This window comes from Brucella ciceri, from assembly GCF_041930145.1.
Classification (GTDB): Bacteria; Pseudomonadota; Alphaproteobacteria; order Rhizobiales; family Rhizobiaceae; genus Brucella; species Brucella intermedia.
In genome coordinates, this window is the sequence record NZ_JBHEEV010000011.1 from 14,593 (window position 1) to 38,322 (window position 23,730).

Below are 23,730 nucleotides of genomic sequence, written 5' to 3' on the forward strand. Positions count from 1 at the left end.
TCACGATGAAGTCACTGGGTAAGCGTCTTATTGCGGGATTGAAAAGCTGGCGATCGCGGAAGAAGCCGGCTTTGCCGGACGAAATGCCAGACGCTGGACCGGCGGCCAGTGAAAGCCCTGAGCAGCCTGAACCTATATTGCCAACGCGACTATCCATCAAAGTTACGACCAAAGATCCCGACGAAGAGAGTGACAAGGCAATCCGGCAGGTTGAACTGGCACCTCTTCAGGAGGTATTATCGTTCGCTGAAGAGCCGAAGGTCCCTCAAGAAGCGCCAGTTGTTGTGGAGCCCGAGCGGAAAGAGGAGGGGATAGATGAAACTGTCACCTTACCTCCCATTCGCAAATCACCACAAAAGCGGCTTCGTGCGAAAAGGCCAAGTTCCAAGACTGAAGATGGACCGGTGACAGACGAAGAACTGGAAGAGCTGGAAGCGGAAAATGCGCGGCTCAAGCTCCTATTGAATGAGCGGTTAAAAGCGAAGCAGGATGGTTCTGAGAACTGACAGGGCGTAAAACTTCGATCGATTTAGGTGAGCTATAGGGAATAGTGATGGCTGTCACATTATTGCATGGAATCGGAAATCTCGTTTGCGACGGCGTTGATGTTGGGGCGTTGAATTCAGCATCGCTAGCCCTGAAGATGGTCCGGATGTGATCAGGCGCGGAAAAGTGTGTGACGTGCCCGTGTTAAAATGGTCCGGATTTAATGTTATTTTTCCGGTGGATTTTCCCGATTTGAGAAGGAGAATTTGCCATGAAGAAGAGATGGTATTCGACGGAGCAGATCGTCGCGGCGTTGAAGCAGGTAGAGCTGGGATTGCCTATTATCGATGGAAGAAGCAATATGCCGGCCTTGAGTCCGATCAGGTTCGGGAGCGGAGGCAGGTCGTGGAGGAGAGCGCCCTTTGACGTAACGGCCAGCTATCCGGCCTTCCGCATCCGGGTCACCCATATCCCGGCCGGTATGCGTGAGGTTATTTGGCGTAAAGTCCCTGAGCCGGTTCCAACTGTCAGGCTGGACGGATCAGTAGATTATGAGACGAGCGATGGCGAGGTCCGCCATGTTCCGGCAGGCAGTTTTGTGCTGGTCCAGGACGTACATGGCAAAAGATACTTGTCACGTCATTCGTCGAAAGCACAGACTGTCATCTGGATCGCGCTGCCGAACGGGCTGGATTTGTCACAAACCTAGCCGCCGTTCCGTCAGGAGAATACCCAGGGCGGCTATCGTTTGCCTTATCGTGTTTGTGGGAACAGATCTTGTTCCCACCCCAATCCTGATGATTTCGGTCTACGATGCTGAATGCCTGAGAGATCGGAAACAACTCGGCTGGAAGGCGTCTTTTTAAGAATCCGTTCCATCTTTTGTACGAGAACCGCCTTACTCCGTGAGATGCCCGAAGAACGTATCTCCTGAATATTCTGAACGCAGCAATCCTTCTTCGCTAAGCCTTGGCATGAGTTCATCAAGCGCTAGCCGCATTGATCCGGTTGAGCCACCCGGCGCGGTTATGAACCCGTCGATCGCACCTGCTTCAAACCATTTGCGAATGTCTTTGGCAGCATCATCCACCGTGCCGATGACCTGCCAGTGTGCGGCGCTGATAACCTCTGGTCTGCGCAAGAGTTCATCTAGTGAAAGCTCTTCACGCTGTAACAAACGCCGAAGCAATCCTGCATGGGTTTTGCTTCGAACCTTTTCCGGTCGAGGTGGCAGGTCGTCCGGTCGAATGAGACGATTTGCGGGCCATTTCGATAGGTCGAGGCCGGTCATTTCGTGGATGAATGCGATTTTTCGAGCCCGATCACCTCGCGCATGCGTGTAGGCGAACAGTTCATCCGCTTCTTTCCGCGTTGGTGCCAAATAGAGGCTGAGACCGGGGAGCAGGCGGACGTCGTTCGGCTTTCGGCCATGGAATTGCGCACGGTCGCGAAGATTGCGGCGAAGATCGATTGCCGCTTCCATATCCGGGGTCGCGGAAAAGACGGCGTCGGCAACGGATGCCGCAAAGTCGCGCCCTGCCGGTGACGCGCCAGCCTGAATAAGCGGAATGGGAACATCTTGAACGGAGGGGACATTGAGCGGACCCTTAACCCGGTAAAAGGTACCTTCGTGGTCTATCGGATGTATGGCTGCCGTATCCGCAAAGCGGCCACTTTCACGATCACGTTTCAAGGCCGATCCGGGAAAACTCTTCCACAAATCACGCACGACGCCGGTGAATTCGGCTGCCCTTGCATAGCGTTCGTCAGATGAAGGCATTTCCGTCAAACCGAAATTCTCGTTGCCATCGAGTGCCGTAACAATGTTCCAACCGGCCCGGCCTTTGCTGAGCCAGTGCAGGGACTGGACCTGACGAGCAACGACATAAGGCGGCATGAAAGTTGTCGATATCGTGGTCAGAAGACCGATATGCGAAGTCTCCCGAGCCAGTGTCGCCATGACGAGCGTTGCATCCATGCTGCCGAAGCCCGGAGTGGTTTCCATGATCTGATGGTTCATGAAAAGGCTATCGGGACGGAATACGAAATCAAGTTTTGCTGCTTCCGCACGTCGGGCGATATCGACGTAAAAGTCCGAGCCGAATGTCCCTTCGATGTTGCTGTCCGGATGCCGCCACCCGTCGCCACTCAGCCAGGTCGGTGCCAGCGACATACCAATGTGAAGTTTCCGTTGCGCACCCATTCCAGGCTCCCGTTAATGCATATAAAAAGCTGTGTCGACCACAGATGTGACCGACTGGTTGGCGGTTTTACAGGATACTTAGAACGTGCCCTTGATACCGACGCCGAATGTGCGTGGCGTGGTTATACTTGCCTCGATGCCACCAATGCCGCGGTTCTGCTGCAGATAGGTTGGAGTGCGCTCGTCGAAGATATTCTTCACATAGCCATAAAGCTGCAGCGATTCATGGAAATCATAGCTCACTCGCGCGTCGGCAATCGTATAGGCGTCCACGACATAGATCGGTGTATTGGCAAGGTCTGAATAGTAGCCGTCAGTGTGGCGAACCTGTCCGGAGATATTGAGCTTTTCCGTTGCATCCCAGCTCGCACCGATGCTGAACATATAACCGGGAGACTTGGCGAACTCATTGCCCTCATAGCTTACATTGCTCGAAATTTCGTCGATTTCGGTGCGGAGAATACCAGCACTTGTCTTGATCGTCAGATTAGACAAAAGCTGATAGTCGAGCCCCATTTCAAGACCATAGGCATGAGCCTTTTCGGCATTGATCGTATAGGATTGCGCCACACCGGGAGAGACGACGACAGGAATGTTGTACTGGGCGTTCTTGAAGTCCATGTAGAACAGATTGCCTGTCAGCGTGAGCTTGTCGTCGAGCAGATTGGCGCGCGTGAACAACTCGTAGTTCCACAGTGTCTCATCCTCAAAAGGCTTCCACTGCCGCGAATTGAGATTGAGGGAAACCCCGCCGGGGTTGTAACCTTTGCTGACCAACGCTCCGATCGTCAGATCGGGGGTGACAGCATATGCCAGCGATACCTTTGGCAAGAGCGCGGAGAATGTTTCGTCGTAATCGAGTGGCGTTGGCGCCAGTGCCGATTTTCCGATGCGCTGTACACGATCCTGCTGGTAACGTATCCCACCGGTCAACGTCCACTGGTCATCGAGCCGGTAGCTCACTTCGGCAAAAAGCCCCAGATTGTCTTTCGTATCGTCAAACGTCGTCGTGCCTTGAAGCAGCATGAACTCGTCCGACTTGGTATTGGCGTAGAAAATACCGGCGACACCGCTGATGACGTCTTCCTGCTCGCCAAACGTGATACGAGACTCATTGGAAATGTTCTTCTGATTGATATCGGCCTTGCCGTTATTCGCAATGCCGGTATGGCGATGCACCGAGGAGGCGGAATATTGCGCCTGATTGTAGAATTTCACGCCGTTGCCGAAATCATAGCCGACATCAAGGATGCCTGTATTGGTATCCTGCTTCCAGCTTGGCATGGTCGTGGTCAGATGTTCGAGCTCATCGAATGGTGCGGATGCTGCTTCCTGGCTTGGACGGTTGGATCGATTGTGGGAATAGGTCAGCTTTGCCGTAAGGCCTGGTATCTCCGCTGGTTCCCACAGCAGTTTCAGCCGTGCATTCAACGCCTCGAAATCCTGATTTGTCTTTTCGGAAATGAAGTTGGGGCTGATATAGTCGATGAAGGTATCGCGGCCCGAATAGTCGATCGCGAGGCGCGCGGCCAGCTCATCCTTGTAGATGGGACTGTTCAGCATGATTGAGGTGCGTTTGGTATTGTAGTTGCCGATCTCGACCTGATAAGCACCTTCACGTGTGAATACCGGGTCCTTGGTGTTCACGATGATCGCACCTGCAATTGCATTCGCACCCTGAGATGTAGTCTGTGGGCCACGGAACACCTCGATACTATCGAGGTCCGACACCGAAGTCGCGCCGAAGTAATATTCGTTATAATTCAGATAATGCCCATCGAGATTGATCGTGGCGCGCGGCACGGTGCCGCCCCAGAACACGTTCTGCCCTGTGTTTGGGCCCTGCGTATCCTGCCCGCGAATAATAGGAGCGCCGACATTGTCGGTATAGATGACGTTCGGAACGTTCGCGATCACTTCAGCCACGGATGAATCGCCTGTCTTTTCCTTGTCGATTTCCTTGGCCGAAATGACGGTGACAGATGACGCCGTGTTCTTGATGTCGCGCGCAACTTTTTCCCCTGTCACGACCACAGTATCAAGCACAATCGCATCGGAGCTGGCTTTCGCAGCCTCCTGGGCAAGCGCAGGCGTTACCACAAACACCGCCAGCGTGAGTGCACTGGCGCTGGACATCAAGCCACGATTCAAACGGATATTCATAAGTCGCCCCAAACATGAGTATATTAGTCATGTTCTGTTAAAGCATAAGGGTGTCATTCCGCAATAAGGAATGCATGCCGCAATACAGTATAATATCAAGCCTCCGATATGTGTTGCATGCCCGCAACAGTGAGGGAGGGCCAATTCAATCCGTCCAAAACCCTCGAGGTTCGCCCATCGCATTCGCAATGCAGAGGGCATGACTTTCCAACGGCTTGTCGCTAAACATTGTTTTGCTATTACCGCGGAGGAGGCAAAGCATTTGAACGAGAACGACCTGTCCGATGAGAGCGACACCACGAGTGAAAAACGCTCGGGTACAATACAGTCGGTTTCCATTGCCGCGCGCTTTCTCCGGATTCTGGCCAATGCTGAAACCGAGCTTGCGTTGGGCGAAGTCGCTCGACGGGCAAAGACGGGAGGATCGACAGCGCATCGTTATCTGCAGAGCCTTGTCAAGGAAGGCCTTGCGAAACAGGACGCTGCGAGCGGTCTTTACGATCTGGGGCCGACTGCGCTGAGCATCGGCATTGGCGCTTTGAAACGTGTGGACGCCGTGGAGATTGCGGCGCAACACATGAAGGCCCTTTCGCAACGACATGCCGTCAGTGGTGGTGTTGCTATCTGGACAGATCGTGGCCCGACCCTCGTGCGCTGGTATCGAAGTGCGTATTTCTCGGTCAATCCTCTGGCTCTGGGAGACACATTGCCCATCGATAATACGGCTTGCGGTCTGGTTTTTCAGGCTTTTCTACCCAAGGCTACGGTCGATGCAGCGCGTAAGGTACAGCCAGCTCACTTTCGGGGCAGCCCGCCGGCAAAGTCATTGCTGGACCAAGTGCGCAACGAACGATGGTCCGAAATGACCAGCCATCTTCTTTCAAATGTTACAGGGCAGGCCGCACCGGTCTTCGACGCGCAGCGGGAAATCGTTTGCGTCATGACGACGGTGGCTGATCTTGGACAATTGCGAAGCGAGGACGAGCGGAGAGCGCTCTTTCATGAGGCGTCACTGGTCAATCAGGCAACTGGCGGAAGGATCGTAGACGGGGAGGGGGGCGACGCCATCGATTGAAATGTCACGGAGATTGCGGGGGCGTTCCTCGGGGGACGACGAGCGGCGTTCCCGAAACCGGATCGGTAATGATTACCGATGCAAGGCCGAACACATCTTCTATCAGCTTTTCTGTAACGATCTCGGATGGAGCGCCTTCCGCCATGATCGCCCCGTTTCGCATGGCCACCAGATGTGAAGCATATCGGCAGGCATGATTGAGATCGTGTAGTACGGCAACGACAGTCCGGCCCTCGCGGTTAAGTTCCGCCAGCAATTCCAGAAGTTCGATCTGATGCGCGATATCGAGATAAGTTGTCGGTTCATCGAGCAGAAGGATCGGTGTTTCCTGGGCCAGGACAAGAGCAATCCAGACGCGCTGACGCTGGCCGCCGGAAAGTTCGTTGACTGAACGGTTGGCGAGGTCGGAAATACGGGTGACTTCCAGGGCGCGTGCTACTGCTTCCTCGTCCTCCACTGACCATTGCCGCAGAAAGGACTGATGCGGATACCGACCTCGAGATACCAGATCCGCAACGGTGATGCCGTCTGGGGCGACCGAGGTTTGTGGCAGAAGACCAAGCCTGCGCGCGACTTCCTTCGCCGGCAAATGGCTTATGTTCCTGCCATCCAGCACGACTTTTCCACTGACCGGAGCAAGCAATCGTGACAAGGCACGCAGCAATGTGGACTTCCCGCACGCATTGGGACCGACAATGACAGTGAAAGACGCATCGGGAATAATGATCGACAAGTTCTCGACGATGACCCGATCATCGTAGCGCAATGTAATGGCGTCTGCATGCAGGCGTTGCATCATGGTTGGTCGTCCCTGGAGGAAATCACGTGGCTGTTCGTATTGCATTGTAGAACGCATTCTGCAATATGGAGTAATCAGCTCCAGTTTTCGGAGCCGAAGCAGACCGCTCGCTCCTTGTTCGATAACGGCGCAGTGTTTTCCCATTCGAAACGCTGGCTGGTCGCGCGTTCGTTCGGAAAGCTTTCCATCTGAAGATTTCCAATTTGCGTTGGTGGAGAATAGCCATGCAAGCTGCACGTCCGATTTTCTTGCTTCTCGCCACCATGGTCATTCTGTTTTCTCCACCTCGGACGGTCATGGCCGCCGAACAGGCCTGGCCACGTACCGTAAAGCATGAAGCGGGCGAACTCGTACTGAAAACCAAACCCGTTCGCATCGTATCGACCACACCCAGCATAACCGGTATACTGCTGGCCATGGGCGCTCCTCTGGTTGCGACAGCCGCGACGACCCCGAGCCCACTGACAGATAACAAGGGCTTCTTCCTTCAATGGGCAGAAGTTGCCGACGAGCGGGGCGTCGAAGTGCTATATCCCAATCTCGAATTCGACATGGAAGCTATTATCGGGGTTGAACCGGACCTGCTGATCGCATCGGCGACCGGAGCCGACAGTGTCGTTCAACATTATAGCGAATTGGAAGCGCAAGGCATTCCAACGCTGGTCGTCAATTATTCCAACCAGAGCTGGCAGGAGATTGCTACTGAGCTCGGCACAGCGTTGGGGTTGGAAGATGAGACCGGCGCGACGATCGCCCGTTTCGACGCCAAGGTTGCAGAGGTGGCTGCAACGATTATGCCGCCCAACGAACCGGTTACAATCGTCGGCTACAATATCGGAAACAGTTACTCGGTCGGCAGAACCTCAAGCCCGCAGTCCCTGCTTCTGCAAGCATTGGGTTTCAAGGTCGATGGCTTGCCCGATACGGTAGCCAAGGATGTCAGACGCCGGTCTGATTTCGATTTCATTTCCCACGAGAACCTCTCGGCAGCGATTACAGGCAAGAGCATTTTTCTATTGCGCGGCTCACAAAATGACGTTCAGGCATTGCTGGAAGATCCAGTACTGGCGAACCTTCCTGCGGTCCGCGATCATAACGTCTATCCTCTCGGACCATCTTCATTCCGTATCGACTATTATTCCGGTCTCCAGATGATCGAGGCTGTCGCGTCCAATTTTCGCAAATGATGCCCAGACGGATACAATTCATCATGCCATTGCAGAAGCGGCGTGTTCGGGGTCTTGTTATTGTCGCCGCCAGTTTAGCCGCTATGGCGCTTTGCAGCCTTGCTCTGGGCTCCCGGTCAATCGCCCTTACCGAGACCATCCATGCGCTATGGCAGCCTGATTTTTCGAACAACGAACATCTTGTCATTCTCGAACTGCGTATCCCGCGCACCATCGTTGCAATCATCGCAGGGATGGCTCTTGGAACCGCTGGCGCCATCATGCAGGCTGTAACGCGCAATCCGCTCGCCGAACCAGGATTGCTGGGGATCAATGCAGGTGCAGCCGTCGCGGTCATTCTGGGGATCGTGACCTTTAACCTGACGACAATGGCGCAATATGTCTGGTTCGGATTTGCGGGCGCTGCTCTTGCAGGAATTGCCGTCTTCATTCTCGGAGACACCCACGGCAAAGCGAATAATCCCGTGCAATTGGTGCTGGCCGGAGCCGGATTGTCGGTTGTGCTTGCATCGGTCACGGGCATTGTTGTCATCAATGCACCGCTCGCTGTCCTTGACCAGTTTCGTCACTGGGCCGCAGGCTCCGTTGAGGGGCGCGGCCTTGTTGTCGTCGCCATTCTGGCTCCGGCAGTCATCGCAGGGCTTGGCGTGGCGATGTCGATCGCCGGAAACCTGAATGCAATGGCGCTGGGCAGGGATTTTGGTGCTGCGCTTGGCGTCAACCTGCACGTGACCTGGCTTGTGGCCTGTCTTTCCGTAATGCTTCTGGCAGGTTCTGCCACTGCTGGGGCTGGCCCCATCGCGTTCGTCGGACTGGTGGCTCCTCATCTGGCCCGGACCATCACTGGACCGGACTATCGTTGGATACTGCCATATTCCGCATTGCTGGCGTCCAATCTTTTGCTAGGCGCTGACATCATAGGAAGGCTGATTGTAGCACCTTCGGAAGTTGCAGCCGGGATTGTCTCCATGTTGATCGGCGGGCCGTTCTTTATCTTTGTCGTGCGCAAATTCCGGTTGACGAAACTATGAGCACATCAATGAATATATTTCGGATAGGTCCTGTTTCTGTTCGCTGGAAATCGCGCCCATTGATGATCTGCTGCCTCTTGCTTGCAGCCATCCTGCTGCTTGCGGTTTTCCATATCGCAACAGGTACAATGTCATTCAGCTCTTTCCAGGTCATTTCGAGTCTGGTTGGTGGAAGCGACAACGCGACCGCCGATCGCATAATCCAGCGCGTACGTTTACCTCGCCTTGTCACAGCCTTGTTTGTGGGTGCTTCACTCGGTATGGCAGGCGCGATCTTCCAATCAATCTCGCGCAATGCCCTTGGCTCGCCCGACGTGATCGGCTTTACGACAGGTGCAGCAACTGGCGCTATTGCACAAATCATATTGTTCAATGCCGGTCCGCTTGAAACAGCGCTTTCAGCCGTTGCAAGTGGAATGGCGGCGGCAGTTCTTGTGTTTATGTTGGCTGTCAAGGGGCGACGAACCGGCGGCTATAGGCTTATCCTTGTCGGAATTGGCGTGGGGGCCATTCTTTCGGGCATCAATACCGTACTTCTGGTCGCGGGCGATCTGGACCAGGCCGCGTCGGCCCAACTCTGGCTATCGGGATCACTCAATACAAGAAGCTGGGCACATGTTGTCCCAGCAATGGTCGGTTTCGCGGTAACCGTGCCGTTGGCGCTTCATTACGCCAAATCTGTCAATATCTTGGAAATGGGCGATGATGCAGCATGCCAGCTCGGCATCCAGCCGGAGCGTACGCGTCTGGCAATGGTGTTGGTCGCGGTCACGCTAACATCTGTTGCTACCGCATCCGCCGGACCGATTTCCTTTGTCGCTCTGGCAGCGCCACAGTTGGCCCGGCGTCTGACGGCGAGTTCGAATGTCCCACTCATTTCGGGCGCCCTTATGGGGGCAACCCTTCTGGTGGTTGCTGACTTGTTAAGCCAGCATGTGCCATTCGGCATCAAAATGCCGATTGGTCTTACGACCGGGCTATTAGGGGGACTTTATCTCCTCTGGGTTCTTGCTTGCCAAAAAAAGTGATTAGTTCTAGTTGAGAAGCACCGTAAATCAGCGAAACAGATGGCTCACGCCAGGACCTTGGCGACGCTGAGCGGCTCGACTGTCTCGTGAGAATTACGCGCAGCGCCGGCCCAGCTTCAACAGAGATGGACCAGCACCCGATGCTGTTTAGTAATCGGTGATCTTTTTCATGTAGCGGCGACCATCCAGCATGACCTGCTCACGCTTCGCCGCCAGTTTGTAGGCAAATTTCCAAAGCGCATCGAAGAAAATCAACGGCACGAAATATCCCTTGAAAGTGTCATCTATGTCAGCGAGATCGAGTTTCGCTGCATCCAGCACCAATATATTGTCCGGCTCGCCGAAACGGTACAGGAAATCCCGGCCACGCTCGGCCAGCGCACGCGTTTCATCGAGTCCAATCATGACGACGAAGCAGGCATTTTTATCGACGACTTCGAATGGGCCATGGAAGAACTCATTGGCGTGGATAGCTTGCGAGTTGATCCACAGCATTTCCATGAGCACGCAGATGGAGAATGAATAGGCTGCGCCATAAACCGGACCGCTAGCCATGGTGTACACGACTTTTTCGCGGCCGTAGCGCTCTGCATATCTGGTAAAGGTTTCATCAAAATGCTGCTGACCGCGTTCAATGGCCGGTTGCAGTGCCGGCAGGCTTTCCAGCAGTTTGGGCAGCAGGCTGGTCTTGTCGCGTAAATCGACAATGCCCGCCAGCAACATGTAAAGCACGCTGTAATTGCTGTCGGCACCATCGATCGGAATGCCGGTGGTGTAGGACGCCTGGTATTGCAGCACGTGGTCGGCGGCGGCGGCGAGCGGCGATTGCGGATCCAGCGTCAGGGAGATCACGCAGGCGCCCCGGCGACGGGCATGTTCTGCCGCCCGCACCGTTTCCTTGGTGGTGCCCGTCTGGGAGCACAGAATTACAATGGCATCGCTGTTGAGGCGACGCGGGTCGCGTGTGACGAACTCCTCGCCATTATAGACATCAGAGGTCAGCAGTCCCGAATGGCGATCCAGCAAATACTTGCCCGGATGCATGATTGACAGCGATCCGCCGCAGGCAACCAGAAACACATGCGAAAAATCCCGCTGCGCAAGCGCATTCAGGGTTTCAGCAATATCGGTAGGAAGTTGTTTGGGCATTCTATTCCTCTTTTCAGCGTCTTGAAGAGCCTGGCTGCGCCGATCGGCAGCCGTTCCGGTCCAGTGCAACATTTCCCGGTACCAACCCCGCGATACATTGACAGTTCTACTTTAGTGTGCGAACGTTCTCACATCTTGTCAATTGGGAAAATAAGAATGATCAAAATCGCGGCGATGGGCGATAATGTCGTCGATTGTTACATTTCGCGTCGGGAAATGTTTCCAGGCGGTAACTGTGTCAATGTCGCTATCCATATGAGCCGTTTTGGGGCCGAGGCGGCCTATATCGGTGTGGTTGCCGCAGATGCGGCCGGAAGGGTCATTCAGGCCGCACTGCGCGACGAGGACGTCGATACTTCGCATCTGCGCATGGAGGGCACAGGCAAGACGGCCTATTGCATCATTGGTCATCGCGGTAACAATGATCGCTATTTCATCCGCTTTGATCTCGGAGTGTCGATGTTTGAGCCGAGCGCCGCCGATATTCAGTTTGCGCGCCGGTTCGATGCCGTCCATATCGGTCAGTCGAGCGGCCTTGACGGCTGGCTGGATGCCATTGCGCCGCAACGTCTGTCCTATGATTTCTCCACCCGTCGCGACGTGGAACACTATCGACGCATCGGCCCGAAATGCTTTCTGGCCGCTGTTTCGGGCGGTGAGCTTTCGCCGGACGAGATTACGGCGACCATTGCCTGCCTGCGCGAGAGCGGCGCGGATTGGGTGCTGGTCACCCGCGGCACCAAGGGCGCAGTTCTTGCCAGTGCGCAAGGGGTTTTCCATACCGAAGCAACGCCGATTGTGGCGGTTGACACGTTAGGCGCTGGTGACAGTTTCATCGCCCGCACCCTTTATGGCCTGGTGAAAGGCGAGGCGCCCGCAACATTGCTACAGGCGGCGTCACGCGTTGCTGCGGCGACATGTGGCCAATATGGTGGTACAGGTCATGCCGCGCCGATTGATCTCGGCGAGCCTATAGCCGAGTTGCAGGATTGAGCTCGCTGCGCATGTCTTTTCGAGGTTAAGACCGGCCAGATCAACCGGGATGGCGGGCGAGCGAACAACGGGGCTGCCATTCGGCATGCAGCACGATATCCTGCTGCGCGCGATCGGCGCTATCGAGCCGCTCCAGGACCAGACGGGCCGCGGCTTCGCCAACCTCGAGCAGCGGCTGCCGGATTGCCGTCAGTTTAGGGGTAAAGAACGACATCCAGTCCAGATCGTCGAAGCAGACCACGGACAGTTGCTGCGGAATGGAAATATCGAGTTCGCTGATTGCCAGCATGGCGCCGGCTGACATCAATCCATCGGTGGTAAACAGCGCTGAAGGCGGGGTTTCCCGGGTCAGCAACGCGATGGCGTGCTGGCGGGCAATATCGATCGAATAGCTGCCCACCTGGCCAACGAGGCTCGGATCAAAGGCGATCCCGGCTTCCTCATGCGCTTCGATATAGCCGAGCAGACGTTGCCAGCTCGGATAAAGCGATGAAATATCGATTTTCTTGTGCTGGCGGTCGTGAAGAAATGCGTTGAGATTCTTGTAGCGGCCATGCTCGAGTTCCGCCAGTACGCCAATCCGACTGTGGCCGTCGAGAATCATTTGGGTCACTGCGGCGTGGGCGGCCTGGCGGCCATTGACGGTCACCGAATCCGCCTTCAATCCCTTCACGCGGCGATCGATCTGAACCACCGGACAGCCGCTGGCAACGACATCGTGCAAGTGCTGCGCCTTGAGAATATCACAGGGCGCAATGATGATGCCGTCGGCCTGCTTTTCGCGCAGAAGATCCACTGCCTCCAGCTCACGATCGATCGATTCATCGCTGTTGGTGACGATCAAGCCAAAGCCGCGCGCACGAACCACATCGGAAATACCGCGCAGAATACTGGCGTAAAACGGGCTTTGCATGTCGCCCGCGACAACGCCTATGGTCTTGCTGCGCCCGGTGATAAGACTGCGTGCCAGCAGATTGGGGCGATAGCCCAACATATCAGCGGATTTCTTCACCTTGTCGCGGATTTCTTCGCTGGTATAGCCATAGCCGCCCAAGACACGTCCGGCGGTCGCGGTGCTGACGCCGGCCAGGCGCGCTACATCGGCAATGGTCGTCTTGTCGGCGCGTCGTTCACTCATGTCTGCGCGTTCCTTCCAAGCAGTTCCACGCTGCTCAATACCTGTACCGTTTCATAGGCGATGATGGGCCTGATCTCAACTTTCAACTTGACGGATGCGTTCAATCAATGGCTATATTGTGAGAACGTTCGCATATCATTCTCAGCAACGCAAGTAGAAGACGAGCCTCGCACGGGGATAAAGTTCCAATCAAAGGGGAGATAAATGACCAATCGTCGCAAAACCGCATCCCGGCGCATGATGGTAGCGCTGGCGGCGCTGGCCACGGCCGCCAGCATCACCTCGGTGCATGCCGCACCGATCAAGGCACTACAGGACGCTGTGCCGGAGAATTACAGGAAGGGCGTCAAGATTGCTGCCTTCAATGACTGGCCACCGGACGAGTTTGTCGAAGACGGCGTCCTGAAAGGCTGGAGCATCGACATGGCCAAAGCCATGTCGGAACGCATTGGCGTACCATTCGAATTTACCGCAACCAGTTTCGACGCCATCATTCCGGGACTGGCCAGCAAGCGTTTTGACGCCGGATTTTCTTCCTTCGGTGTGACGCCGGAACGGCTTGATTCGCTTGATTTCATTCCTCAGCGCAAGGAAGGTACCGCCTATGCCTTCTTGAAAGGCAAAGACTTTTCCATCAAGTCGGAAAAAGATCTGTGCGGCCAGAGCGTTGCAGTGATGACAGGCGCCTGGGACTACCAATATCTGAAGGAAAAGAGCGCGGAATTGTGCGAATCCGCCGGTGAGAAGCCGATTAACCTGCAGCAATTCACCACCCAGAACGCCGCCGAACTGGCTGTGTCCTCGGGGCGTGTTGAGATGGTGGCGGCCGGATCGGCAAAAATGCACTATATGGCCAAGATTACGGGGCGCTTCAGCGTATCTGAACTGGTCAGCAATCCGGTCTTCAACGGCATTGGCGTGCGCAAGGGTGATGCGCTTGGGCCAGTTTTCCGTGATGCCATCCAGTCCATGATCGATGACGGCTCCTACAAGGAAATCATGGCAAAGTGGGGCGTTGATGGCGCCGGCACCCTGGAAAAGGCGGTGCTGGTTACTAAGGACAATCCGGAGCCAAAATAGTCAGGGCCGATTGAAGGAGAACGCCTGTCAGCCGGCGGCGGTGCGAATACAGCCGCGGTCCATTACGCAAGGGCCGGCCCGGAACACGGGCCGGCGGGTTTGGTAAGTTCGAATACGAATTTCGCTAAACACGATACGGTAGTCTGGAGTAAATCATGGCAAGAACAGCAAAGACGGTCGCGCACCGGCCGGATATACATAGTGTCAAACCGATACCCGTGCGCCATCCGTCTCGATGGATCACCGGCGCCGTGCTCATTCTGATCGCATTGAGTTTTGCCAATATGCTGGCGACCAATGAGAACCTGCAATGGAACATTGTTGTGCGCTACATGTTTCATCCCGACATTCTCGCTGGCTTGGCGCGCACGCTGTTCCTGACTTTTGCCGCAATGATCTTCGGTTTTGCAATCGGCATCATACTGGCCGTGATGCGCCTTTCGGCCAATCCGGTGCTGCAATGGGCAAGCTGGCTGTGGATATGGTTCTTTCGCGGCGTTCCACCCCTGGTTCAGCTGATTTTCTGGTACAATCTGGCGCTTCTGGTTCCCAATCTGACCATTGGCATCCCGTTCGGGCCGACCTTGTGGTCCTGGGACATGAACACGCTGATCACGCCGATGAGTGCAGCACTGCTTGGCCTGTCCTTTACAGAAAGCGCCTATGCCGCCGAAACCATCCGCGCTGGCATCCAGGCGATCAATCCGGGCCAGACCGAGGCCGCCGCGACACTTGGCATGACGCGGTTTCAGATCATGAAGCGCATCGTGCTGCCGCAGGCAATCCGTATTATCATTCCGCCGATCGGCAATGACACCATTTCAATGCTGAAATTCACGTCGCTGGTCAGCGTGCTTGCCTTGCCCGATCTGCTCTATTCGGCGCAGATGATTTATTCGCGCACATATCAGACCATTCCGCTGCTGATCGTGGCTACGATCTGGTATCTCATCCTGTCAACCGCCCTGACTATCATCGAACACCATATCGAGAACCACCTGAAATCCCGGCAGATCACCTGTTCCGCGTCATTCCTGTCCAGACTGCTCCCCTTCAAATTTGCGCTTGGATATCAAAAATGAGTGAAACGCCCGCGAGCTTGCCACTGTTGCAGGTGGAAAGACTGACCAAATCTTTTGGCAATCACCGGGTGCTCGACGGCATCGATATGACGGTGGAAAAGGGGGACGTGACCTGCATTGTCGGCCCATCCGGCTCCGGCAAAAGCACATTGCTGCGCTGCCTGAACTATCTCGAAGTGCCGGATTCCGGTGCCGTGTTGCTCGAAGGCGAGCCGATCGGCATGCGTTGGCAGGGTGAGCGGCTTTATACGATGTCCTTCAACGAACTGGCACGCCAGCGCCAGAAAATGGGCATGGTGTTCCAGGGCTTCCATCTCTTCCCCCATAAGACCGTGGTGGAAAACATCATCGAGGCGCCTATGATCGTACGCAAGATAGGTCGCCAGTCGGCCACCGCCGCGGCGATGAAGCTGCTGGAAAAAGTCGGCCTTACCGAGCGCGCGAATTATTATCCCGACCAGCTCTCCGGTGGGCAGCAGCAACGCGTGGCGATTGCCCGTTCATTGGCGATGCAGCCTCGGCTGATGCTTTTTGATGAACCCACATCAGCTCTTGATCCGGAACTGGTCGGTGAGGTTCTGGCGGTGATGCGCCAGTTGGCCGAAGATGGCGTGACCATGATTGTCGTCACGCATGAAATGAACTTCGCTCGCGAAGTCGCCGACCTTCTGATTTTCATGGATGGTGGCGTGATTGTTGAATCCGGCCCGCCTAAAAAGGTTATGGGCAATCCACAACATCCGCGTACTAAAAGTTTTTTGAAGCGCGTGGCGTGACAGGAACGAATGATGATAATTCTCAATGCACAGCAAACCGAAGCCGCGCTCGATTATCCGGGATTGATCGAAGCCTTGCGTCAAGCGCATGCGAGCGGCAAACGACCGCAAAGCGACACTACCGTGCTTCAGGATCGGAAAAGCGCAGACAACCAGTTTGTGTCCCTGGTAGCTTGGCTCGAAGGGGAGGCGGTTGCCGTCAAGCTGGTCGGTGTTTTCCCTGCGAATGTCAAACTTCCTGTGGCCCAACCTTCGATCCAGGGCACGGTAACGCTGTTCAGCGGTCAGACCGGCGAAGCACTCATGGTCTGTGATGGCGCCATTGAAACCTTCAAGAAGACGGCGGCAGATTCGGCACTTGGCGCCAGCCTGCTGGCGCGCAAGGACGCCCGTACCTTGCTGGTGGTTGGTGCCGGGGGGCTAGCGCCCCATGTGGTGGAGGCTCATTGCGCCAGCCGACCGTCGATCGATCAAGTCTTTATCTGGAACCGCAACTTCGACAGGGCGGAAAAACTTGCCAGCCGAATTGACATTGCCGGCGTCAACATCGTTGCCGTGGAGGATCTCGATAACACAGTCTCGAAGGCGGAAGTGATATCGTGTGTCACCATGTCGACCAGTCCGCTGGTTAAGGGAAAACTCCTCAAAGAGGGCGCTCATGTTGATCTGATCGGTGCCTATATGCCAGACATGCGTGAAGCCGATGATGACGTGTTCCGTCGTGCCGGACGGGTATTTGTCGATACGCGCCATTGCTGTGATGGTTCGGGTGAACTCGGAATTCCGCTCGCTACAGGACTTATCAACCATGAGCAAATCGAAGCTGATCTGATTGAGCTATGTCAGGGAAAACATCCAGGCCGCAGCGACGACCGCCAGATCACCGTCTACAAAAATGTTGGCGGCGGGCATCTCGATCTGTTTACCGCGCAATACCTGTACAGCACTCTTTAAGAGGGATGCCACGTTCAACAAGCACGGTATTGAACACCGGATGGCTGTGAAGACCCGTTGTTGACTGGCAATCAGCGCATTGCAAGATTGATTGAAGTGCCATGTTATTTGCCTTGTTCCAGCTCCCAGCGTGTTGCGCGCGGGTAAGCTAGATGTATGTGAGACCTTTGATGGATCGTGTTCAAAACTATCGACTTGAAAGTGACCTAGAATTGTTTTTTGAAACAGGTATCCTTTGCGTCTTTATCGGGAATAGACAGGGCTTCTAAAGCTCTGGAATATTCTCCTTAAATATTACTTGGATGCGTGGCGGATGGGAGTCAAAAGGTTGACCTCTGATGCTGCTCGTCAAAATGGCCAAAGCCTCTCGCGCTTCCACTCGCGGGTTTTGGTCAATGACGGCGTCCATGGCGCCGAATATCCAGACGCCGCGCGTCGATCCCGAAGAGCAGCGCCGGCTTGCCGAGATCGAGGCGGCGCGGCAGGCGAAACTCTTCACCGATAGCCGTGGAGAGCGGACTGCCGGTAATCCGCAGGTCGCATCCACTACGGCGGCGACGGCAACAGGTTCGGGCATAGATTCCGCGACCGGTCTCGCTCTTGCGGCCGAAACCCCGCCGCTCGATTCCGGTTCGGCGCAGAACATGCAGGATCGCAAACTTGCCTTCGTCAACGCCGATAACGACCACCGCACCGTCAGCGCTGACCGCGTGCAGGAAAAGGCGTCGCCCTATATCGTGCAGGCCGGAACCGTGATCGCCGCCGCGCTGATTACCGGCATCAAGTCCGATCTTCCCGGCCAGATCATCGCGCAGGTCACGGAACACGTTTATGACAGCCCGACCGGGAGCCACCTGCTGATCCCGCAAGGCTCCCGCCTGATCGGTCAGTATGACAGCCAGGTCGCGTTCGGTCAGTCCCGCGTATTGCTGGTATGGAACCGGCTCATCATGCCGGACGGTACATCCATCGTGCTCGAACGCCTTCAGGGGCTGATCCGCAAGGCTACTCCGGTCTGGAGGATGGCGTCGATTACCATTGGGGCCAATTGTTCAGGGCCGCGGCCCTCTCGACGCTGCTTGATATCGGCACGGAAATCGGTTCCAGCAATGACGAGGCCGAGATTGCCAAGGCGATCCGCGAAAGCGCGCAGGATACCGCATCCGACGTCGGCCAGCAGATCGTGCGACGCCGGCTCAACATCCAGCCGACGCTCACCATCCGGCCGGGCTTCCTGGTGCGCGTGATCGTCCAGCGGGATTTACAGATGCAGATATATGGCGCGGCGAAGGAGCCGACATGACCAAGCTGAAACTCTCCGCGATTCCTGACGATAAGCCGGTCAAGATCACCGTCGAGCTTCCGGCAGAGGTGTTTCAGGATTGCAGGCTTCGCCGTTTGACTGTAGCAGTTTCGATAACGTGCTGTCTGCCAGTGGAATTTGCACTTAACCGTTGTACAGGCGCTCTTTCACCTTTTATGAATATCGGCGTGAATTCACCTTACAGATATCAGGCTGTCTGCGATTGCCTGGGTACTATTTCCAGCTGTGAAATGACACCCGCCAGCATGTGGCGAGGGCTAACCTTATCGGGCATGATGTTTAAGTTTGCGTACAGCATTCGCTATAATTAGAGTCGACTTTTGAAATATTATACAAAGCTTTAATAAATTATAGCGCCGTGCTTTCGAATGAGCGTGCGACGCTGTTAGCAAAACAGAGCCGACGGATCAATCCATGAGATAACGCCATTTCACCATGCGTTCGCCCAGATCGATCATCTCGCCGTCGACGCTGAAGCGGCCATCGCCCTTATGGTGGATCAGCCGCTTTTCTTGCCGTGTGTTATCCACCCATATGCGCTGGACCTCCAGCACAAGCAGATTATAGCGTTGCGACCATCCATCATCCGCGATGCGGCATTCGAGATTGGCCCAGCATTCGCCCACCAGCGGCGCGTTCACGGTTTTTGCAGCGACGGGTGTGAGGCCGAAACGCTCGAATTTATCGAGCGTTTCGCCTGAACAATTGCCGATATCCACCACCTTTTCCGCCAGATCGACAGTCGGCACGGCCAGCACGCATTCACGGCTTTCTAAAAGCGCCTGATGGCTGTAATCCCACGGACCGATGATGGCGCCGACCAATGCCGGATCGTGGCTTATCATCATGTGAAAGCCCATGGTCATCAGGTTAGCGGAACCATCCGTCCCGCGCGTGGATACAAGCAGGATTGGGCCGGATTCGAGAATGCGATAGGCCTGTTCAGCCGGAAATTCGTCAAACATGATACAGATCCATCGTGAATTTGATGGCCCGCCGCAAGCCATGCCTGCGGAGGGCCTTATTCATGCGGTTATTCGTCGAAGTCGGTGGCGTCTGACGCGCCACGCCATGCATCGATGTCCTTGCGCACGGCTTCCATCTTCTGTTCGGCCAGCATATTGGCGATCTTGCCCGCAAACAGATGCACCGGCGGTTCGGCCACGCTTGCCGCCTGCAGGACCAGCGTCGCCACTTTTTCGGGATCGCCCGCCTGCTTGCCGTCCAACTCGTTGAGATGCAGATCGAGCGAAGCCTGAGCTTCAGTATAATCGTCGATGGAGCGCTCGGCCACGACGAGACTGTCCTTCGACAGGAACCCCGTGCGCACCGGGCCGGGATAGACGACCGTCGCCTTGATGCCCAGTTCTGAAAGTTCGGCGGCAAGGGTTTCGGTCAGACCGGCAAGCGCGAATTTGCTCGCGACATAACTGCCCCATCCGGCATAACCACCCTGAAAGCCGACGATGGATGCCACATTGAAGATATGGCCGCTACGCTGCCTGCGCAGATGCGTCAATGAATGGCGCAGCACATGCAGGGGCGCGAAGACGTTGACGTCGAAATTGCGGCGCAGTTCGGCGTCGCTCAGCGCCTCCACAGCGCCCTGTTGACCATAGCCGGCATTGTTGACCACGCGGTCGATGCGACCGAAACTGGCGATGGTCTTGTCGATGGCGGCTTTCACGCTTGCCTCGCTGACGAGATCGACTTCCAGTGCCAGAAATTGCGCGCTGTCGTCGCCAAATGCCTGCCGCAGGCTTTCGAGCGTGCGCGAGGTGGCGGCCACGCTATCGCCTTTGGCCATGGCCTGCCGTGCCAGAGAAAGGCCGATGCCGCGCGCAGCCCCCGTGATGAACCAGACCTTGTTTTGAGTTTGTTGCTGCATGAATGGATACTCCTGTTGTTTGTTGATTATTGAATGGCCACGCTCATCCCGCCATCGGCCATGACGATGGCACCCACTATGTAGCTTGCGCGGTCCGAGGCGAGGAAAGCGACGACTTCAGCGATTTCCTCAGGGGAAGCAGCGCGACCGATCGGTGCTTTGCGGCCATGTTCGGCAAGATAGGCGCGGCCATCTGGCTGGATTGCATTCGTGATATTGGTCACTGCATCACCTGAGCCGACCGCATTGACGCGGATGCCGTGGCCGATGGCCTCAAGCGCCAACGTGCGGGTGAGTTGCGCCAGCGCGCCCTTGGATGCCGCATAGGCGGCAATGCCGGGAAAGGACTGGAAGCAGGCATAGGAGCCAATATTGACGATTGCCCCGCGTCGGGCAGGCATCATCGCCCGCATGGCTTCACGCGAAAACAAGAAGGCACCAGTCGCGTTGACCGCAAGCACCTGGTTCCACTCATCAAGGCTCATCTCGGCCAAGGGCCGGTTGATGATGATACCGGCATTGTTAACCAGAATATCCAGTTGCCCGAATTCTGAAAGCGCTGTATCCACCGCACGTGCCGCGCTCGCTTCCTGCGCGACGTCCGCAACCAGTGGCACGATGCTGTCGCGGGCGAGGGCCTTGACATTATCGCTACGGCCGACCGCCACGATACGTGCGCCTTGAGCGTGAAGAAGCTCGACTGTCGCAAGGCCGATGCCGCTGGCGGCACCGGTGACGATAGCGACCCTGCCTGCAAAGGGCAGGTCGTGTTGGGGTGATGTTGTCATTGTCTGTGACATGATAGTCCTTGTCGATTGGGATTTGTCGCTCAAAAGGGGCTGGCAGTGGGACGCACGATGATTTCGCTGACATCCACGTCGTCCGGTTGCGAGATCGCATAGGCGATTGCCTGCGCCACCGCCTGCGGGGGCAGGGCAACACGGCGAAATTCCTCCATGGCGGCGCGCGCCGTTTCATCAGTGATGTGATCCGCCAGTTCAGATTGCACGACACCGGGACTGATGACGCTCACCCGAATCTGGTCGGTTTCCTGACGCAGACCATCTGAAATGGCGCGTACTGCAAACTTGCTTGCACAATAGACTGCGGCAGTGGGCGAGACGGCATGCGCGCCGATTGAAGCGATGTTGATGATGTGCCCTTTGCCCTCTGCATGCATGACCGGCAGGACGGCTGCAATGCCGTGCAAGACCCCCTTTATATTGACGTCGATCATGCGGTTCCATTCATCGACTTTTAGCGCCGCCAGAGGGGAAAGCGGCATGACGCCGGCATTGTTGATCAGCACGTCGATTTGCCCATGCCGTTCGCGCGCGAAATCAACCATGCGCTGAAGGCCTTCAAGCCGTGTGACGTCGAGTTCCACGGTGTCAACCTCACAGCCTTCGGCCCGCAATTCTTTCTGCAATACTGCAAGACGTTCGGTGCGACGCGCACCTATGACGAGATGATGGCCCATTCGGGCCAGATGGCGGGCGGTGGCTTCGCCAATGCCGCTGCTGGCACCAGTCAAAAGAATGACTTTGGCATCTGGTGATATATCCATGTTTTTTCCTCCTTTCCCGCGGCAGTCGCATGCGGCACCGCAGAGGGTGTTTGAACGAGAAAGAAGTTAGTTAGGCGGTGCGGAGCGAGCTAGACCGAAGCCTCTTGCATCATTGCCTAAAACTATTTCTTTTGATGCCTATTGCAGATAATATGCGTGTTATTGTATCCATTTTGTATGGATAACCGGCACATAAATACGAGAGAATTCAAGTCGGATACCTCGCGGCAAGCCGAGATGGCGTCGCTGATCCGGCAGCTTGCTCCGCATGAGGGTCATACGAAATCGCTGCTCGATGGCGTGCGCCTGATGCGGGCGGATCATCCGCTGGGCCGCACGCCGGTGCTTTATGAGCCCAGCATCGTGATCGTCTGTCAGGGGCACAAACGCGGCTATCTGGCCAATCAGGTCTATCATTACGATGCACAGCATTATCTGGTGCTTTCCGTCCCGCTGCCTTTCTCGACAGAGACGGAAGCCAGCCCCGAAGAGCCTTTGCTGGCTGTCTCCGTTCGTCTCGACATGACCGCCGTGGCCGATCTGATCATCGAGGTCGATCAACAGGCCACCAGTCCGGCAAGCCCGCCCGCCGGCATCGTTTCCACGCCATTGGACGCCACACTGGCCGATACGACGGTGCGGCTGCTTCGCGCATTGTGTTCGCCGCTGGAAGCAAGGGTGCTGGGGCCTGCCATCGTGCGGGAATTGTGTTTCCGCGTTCTGGTGGGCGGGCAGGGCGGTGCGATCCGGGCCGCCTTGGCAAGCCATGGCAATTTCGGACGCATCGCGCGTGTTCTGCGGCGCATTCATAGCGATTACGCGCAGCAGCTCGATGTGAGCTCGCTGGCAAGTGAAGCAGGCCTTAGCACTCCCGCGTTCCATGCCCATTTCAAGGCGGTTACAGCAACTTCACCCATTCAATATATCAAGTCGGTTCGCCTGCATCAGGCGCGCCTTATGATGATCCGTGACGATGTAACGGCTGCGGGCGCTGCGGCACGGGTCGGCTATGAAAGCGCGTCACAGTTCAACCGCGAGTTCAAACGGCTTTTCGGTCGCAGTCCCGGAGAAGAGGCGCGCGAGATGCGCTCCGCATTCGCGCTTATGGCACCCGCGCAACTGGAAGCCGTAGCGGCTACCCATTGACCGAAAGATTCAGGCAGGCGGCGAAAGTCAATCTATCTCTCCATCAAGGCACTGCCGCAGCAGTCCTGCGGCATATCGCGTGGTGGGAGGTGTTTTCGTGAACAATATCCGGTAGATCACCGGTGCCACGACTCGGTCGAGCAGGGTTTCCGCGTCGGGCGGGGTTGCGCCTTGCCGGACACCGCGAGCAATGATGCTGGCGAGGTTGCGCAGGATACATTCCGTGCATTGGCCCGCACGTTCGGTCGAGCTTCCGGCCAGCGCTTCACGCAGCAATTCGCGTCCGGGGCCGGAACTCATTTCATCGACGAATTGTTCAAGCCAAAGGCCAAGGTCGCTTTGCCAGTTACCGCTATCCGGCGGCAGGGCATCAGCCTGAAACTGCCGCACGGCGACATCGGCCAGCAATTGTGAAAGATCACCCCAACGGCGGTAGATGGTCGAGGGCGTGACGCCTGCGCGGGCCGCGATCATCGGCACGGTGATCTCGGATGCGGCCTTTTCCTGCCGCAGTGTTTCCACGGCTTCCAGAACGGCGGCCTGTATCCGCGCCGCGCGGCCTCCCGGTCGGCTGATTGGGGCAGGGGCTGTATCTGTTTGATCTCTCAAGGACAATTCAAGGTCTTCCACGGTATGGCATGACGCATCAAACGCCACTAAC

Annotated in this window: 22 protein-coding genes and 3 pseudogenes; 15 read left to right on the forward strand and 10 right to left on the reverse strand. The window is 56.2% G+C overall.

The genetic code is table 11. The annotated features are described in order from the left end of the window. The first annotated feature begins 5 nt into the window (after positions 1–5). The 3 genes and pseudogenes from JNC63_RS18315 to JNC63_RS18325 all read left to right on the forward strand — a co-directional run bounded on the left by JNC63_RS18315 (position 6) and on the right by JNC63_RS18325 (position 1,195). Positions 6–506, forward strand: coding sequence for a hypothetical protein (locus JNC63_RS18315; protein WP_006471510.1), 501 nt, complete (start codon positions 6–8; stop codon positions 504–506). A 251-nt stretch (positions 507–757) separates the two neighbouring features. Further along, positions 758–903: pseudogene (locus tag JNC63_RS18320) on the forward strand (IS3-like element ISBcen22 family transposase); the annotation flags it as partial. After that, positions 848–1,195, forward strand: coding sequence for a hypothetical protein (locus tag JNC63_RS18325; RefSeq protein ID WP_050791049.1), 348 nt, complete (start codon positions 848–850; stop codon positions 1,193–1,195). The pseudogene JNC63_RS18320 and the gene JNC63_RS18325, both read left to right, overlap by 56 nt. Positions 1,196–1,384: 189 nt before the next feature. On the opposite strand, the gene JNC63_RS18330 is transcribed toward JNC63_RS18325, so the two are convergent. Together JNC63_RS18330 and JNC63_RS18335 are read right to left on the reverse strand one after the other, a co-directional pair. Further along, a complete protein-coding gene (locus JNC63_RS18330; RefSeq protein ID WP_006469929.1) occupies positions 1,385–2,689 on the reverse strand; it encodes an NtaA/DmoA family FMN-dependent monooxygenase in 1,305 nt (434 codons plus the stop codon). A 78-nt stretch (positions 2,690–2,767) separates the two neighbouring features. Then, on the reverse strand, positions 2,768–4,852 hold the full coding sequence (locus JNC63_RS18335; RefSeq protein ID WP_075042219.1) for a TonB-dependent receptor: 2,085 nt from the start codon (positions 4,850–4,852) through the stop codon (positions 2,768–2,770). Positions 4,853–5,114: 262 nt separating this feature from the next. Here JNC63_RS18335 and JNC63_RS18340 point away from each other — a divergent pair, with 262 nt between their 5' ends. After that, entirely contained in the window at positions 5,115–5,927 is an 813-nt protein-coding gene (locus JNC63_RS18340) for an IclR family transcriptional regulator (RefSeq protein ID WP_006471512.1), read from the forward strand. A gap of 4 nt (positions 5,928–5,931) precedes the next feature. On the opposite strand, the gene JNC63_RS18345 is transcribed toward JNC63_RS18340, so the two are convergent. Next, a complete protein-coding gene (locus JNC63_RS18345) occupies positions 5,932–6,726 on the reverse strand; it encodes an ABC transporter ATP-binding protein (protein WP_006471513.1) in 795 nt (264 codons plus the stop codon). 224 nt (positions 6,727–6,950) lie between these two features. Between JNC63_RS18345 and fepB the strand changes: the two genes are divergently transcribed. Genes fepB through JNC63_RS18360 form a run of 3 tightly spaced genes read left to right on the forward strand, consistent with a single transcriptional unit; the run spans position 6,951 to position 9,972 of the window. Then, positions 6,951–7,913: a Fe2+-enterobactin ABC transporter substrate-binding protein gene (gene fepB / locus JNC63_RS18350; RefSeq protein WP_075042218.1), complete on the forward strand. Its 963-nt coding sequence runs from the start codon at positions 6,951–6,953 to the stop codon at positions 7,911–7,913. Positions 7,914–7,936: 23 nt separating this feature from the next. Beyond that, positions 7,937–8,944, forward strand: coding sequence for a FecCD family ABC transporter permease (locus JNC63_RS18355; protein ID WP_374846615.1), 1,008 nt, complete (start codon positions 7,937–7,939; stop codon positions 8,942–8,944). 8 nt (positions 8,945–8,952) lie between these two features. Further along, positions 8,953–9,972: a FecCD family ABC transporter permease gene (locus JNC63_RS18360; protein WP_235691698.1), complete on the forward strand. Its 1,020-nt coding sequence runs from the start codon at positions 8,953–8,955 to the stop codon at positions 9,970–9,972. A gap of 147 nt (positions 9,973–10,119) precedes the next feature. On the opposite strand, the gene JNC63_RS18365 is transcribed toward JNC63_RS18360, so the two are convergent. Further along, entirely contained in the window at positions 10,120–11,121 is a 1,002-nt protein-coding gene (locus tag JNC63_RS18365) for an SIS domain-containing protein (RefSeq protein WP_075042217.1), read from the reverse strand. On the opposite strand from JNC63_RS18365, the gene JNC63_RS18370 reads away from it, so the two are divergent. Beyond that, the gene (locus tag JNC63_RS18370) at positions 11,053–12,114 is read left to right on the forward strand and encodes a PfkB family carbohydrate kinase (protein ID WP_077684364.1); all 1,062 of its coding nucleotides are present in this window, start codon (positions 11,053–11,055) and stop codon (positions 12,112–12,114) included. The two genes, JNC63_RS18365 and JNC63_RS18370, sit on opposite strands and share 69 nt — an antisense overlap. A gap of 40 nt (positions 12,115–12,154) precedes the next feature. Here the strand turns inward: JNC63_RS18370 and JNC63_RS18375 are convergent, their stop codons facing one another. Then, the gene (locus tag JNC63_RS18375; protein ID WP_006469938.1) at positions 12,155–13,252 is read right to left on the reverse strand and encodes a LacI family DNA-binding transcriptional regulator; all 1,098 of its coding nucleotides are present in this window, start codon (positions 13,250–13,252) and stop codon (positions 12,155–12,157) included. Positions 13,253–13,492: 240 nt separating this feature from the next. Here JNC63_RS18375 and JNC63_RS18380 point away from each other — a divergent pair, with 240 nt between their 5' ends. The 6 genes and pseudogenes from JNC63_RS18380 to JNC63_RS18405 form a co-directional block, all read left to right on the forward strand. Continuing rightward, entirely contained in the window at positions 13,493–14,332 is an 840-nt protein-coding gene (locus JNC63_RS18380) for a transporter substrate-binding domain-containing protein (protein ID WP_247882299.1), read from the forward strand. 155 nt (positions 14,333–14,487) lie between these two features. After that, positions 14,488–15,414 (forward strand): amino acid ABC transporter permease, encoded by a 927-nt coding sequence (locus JNC63_RS18385; protein WP_006469941.1) that lies wholly within the window; start codon positions 14,488–14,490, stop codon positions 15,412–15,414. After that, entirely contained in the window at positions 15,411–16,190 is a 780-nt protein-coding gene (locus JNC63_RS18390; protein WP_006469942.1) for an amino acid ABC transporter ATP-binding protein, read from the forward strand. The genes JNC63_RS18385 and JNC63_RS18390 overlap by 4 nt, the downstream gene beginning before the upstream one ends. 9 nt (positions 16,191–16,199) lie before the next feature. Continuing rightward, complete coding sequence (locus JNC63_RS18395; RefSeq protein ID WP_006469943.1) at positions 16,200–17,144, forward strand: ornithine cyclodeaminase; 945 nt, start codon at positions 16,200–16,202, stop codon at positions 17,142–17,144. 407 nt (positions 17,145–17,551) lie between these two features. Beyond that, positions 17,552–18,447, forward strand: a pseudogene (locus JNC63_RS18400) (TraB/TrbI/VirB10 family type IV secretion system protein); the annotation flags it as partial. Then, a pseudogene (locus JNC63_RS18405) lies at positions 18,444–18,527 on the forward strand (DUF2274 domain-containing protein); the annotation flags it as partial. The pseudogenes JNC63_RS18400 and JNC63_RS18405, both read left to right, overlap by 4 nt. A gap of 348 nt (positions 18,528–18,875) precedes the next feature. On the opposite strand, the gene JNC63_RS18410 reads toward JNC63_RS18405, so the two are convergent. From JNC63_RS18410 to JNC63_RS18425, 4 genes are all read right to left on the reverse strand, one after another. After that, positions 18,876–19,433, reverse strand: a complete 558-nt coding sequence (locus JNC63_RS18410) for a flavin reductase family protein (RefSeq protein WP_006471519.1) — start codon at positions 19,431–19,433, stop codon at positions 18,876–18,878. A gap of 68 nt (positions 19,434–19,501) precedes the next feature. Further along, positions 19,502–20,356: an SDR family oxidoreductase gene (locus JNC63_RS18415; RefSeq protein ID WP_374846617.1), complete on the reverse strand. Its 855-nt coding sequence runs from the start codon at positions 20,354–20,356 to the stop codon at positions 19,502–19,504. Between the two features lie 26 nt (positions 20,357–20,382). After that, on the reverse strand, positions 20,383–21,156 hold the full coding sequence (locus JNC63_RS18420; RefSeq protein WP_006471520.1) for an SDR family NAD(P)-dependent oxidoreductase: 774 nt from the start codon (positions 21,154–21,156) through the stop codon (positions 20,383–20,385). Between the two features lie 29 nt (positions 21,157–21,185). Further along, positions 21,186–21,923 (reverse strand): SDR family oxidoreductase, encoded by a 738-nt coding sequence (locus JNC63_RS18425; protein WP_006469948.1) that lies wholly within the window; start codon positions 21,921–21,923, stop codon positions 21,186–21,188. 237 nt (positions 21,924–22,160) lie between these two features. On the opposite strand from JNC63_RS18425, the gene JNC63_RS18430 reads away from it, so the two are divergent. Further along, the gene (locus JNC63_RS18430) at positions 22,161–23,069 is read left to right on the forward strand and encodes an AraC family transcriptional regulator (protein WP_006471521.1); all 909 of its coding nucleotides are present in this window, start codon (positions 22,161–22,163) and stop codon (positions 23,067–23,069) included. Positions 23,070–23,096: 27 nt separating this feature from the next. Here the strand turns inward: JNC63_RS18430 and JNC63_RS18435 are convergent, their stop codons facing one another. Next, positions 23,097–23,678, reverse strand: coding sequence for a TetR/AcrR family transcriptional regulator (locus JNC63_RS18435; RefSeq protein ID WP_198510842.1), 582 nt, complete (start codon positions 23,676–23,678; stop codon positions 23,097–23,099). Positions 23,679–23,730: the final 52 nt, after the last annotated feature.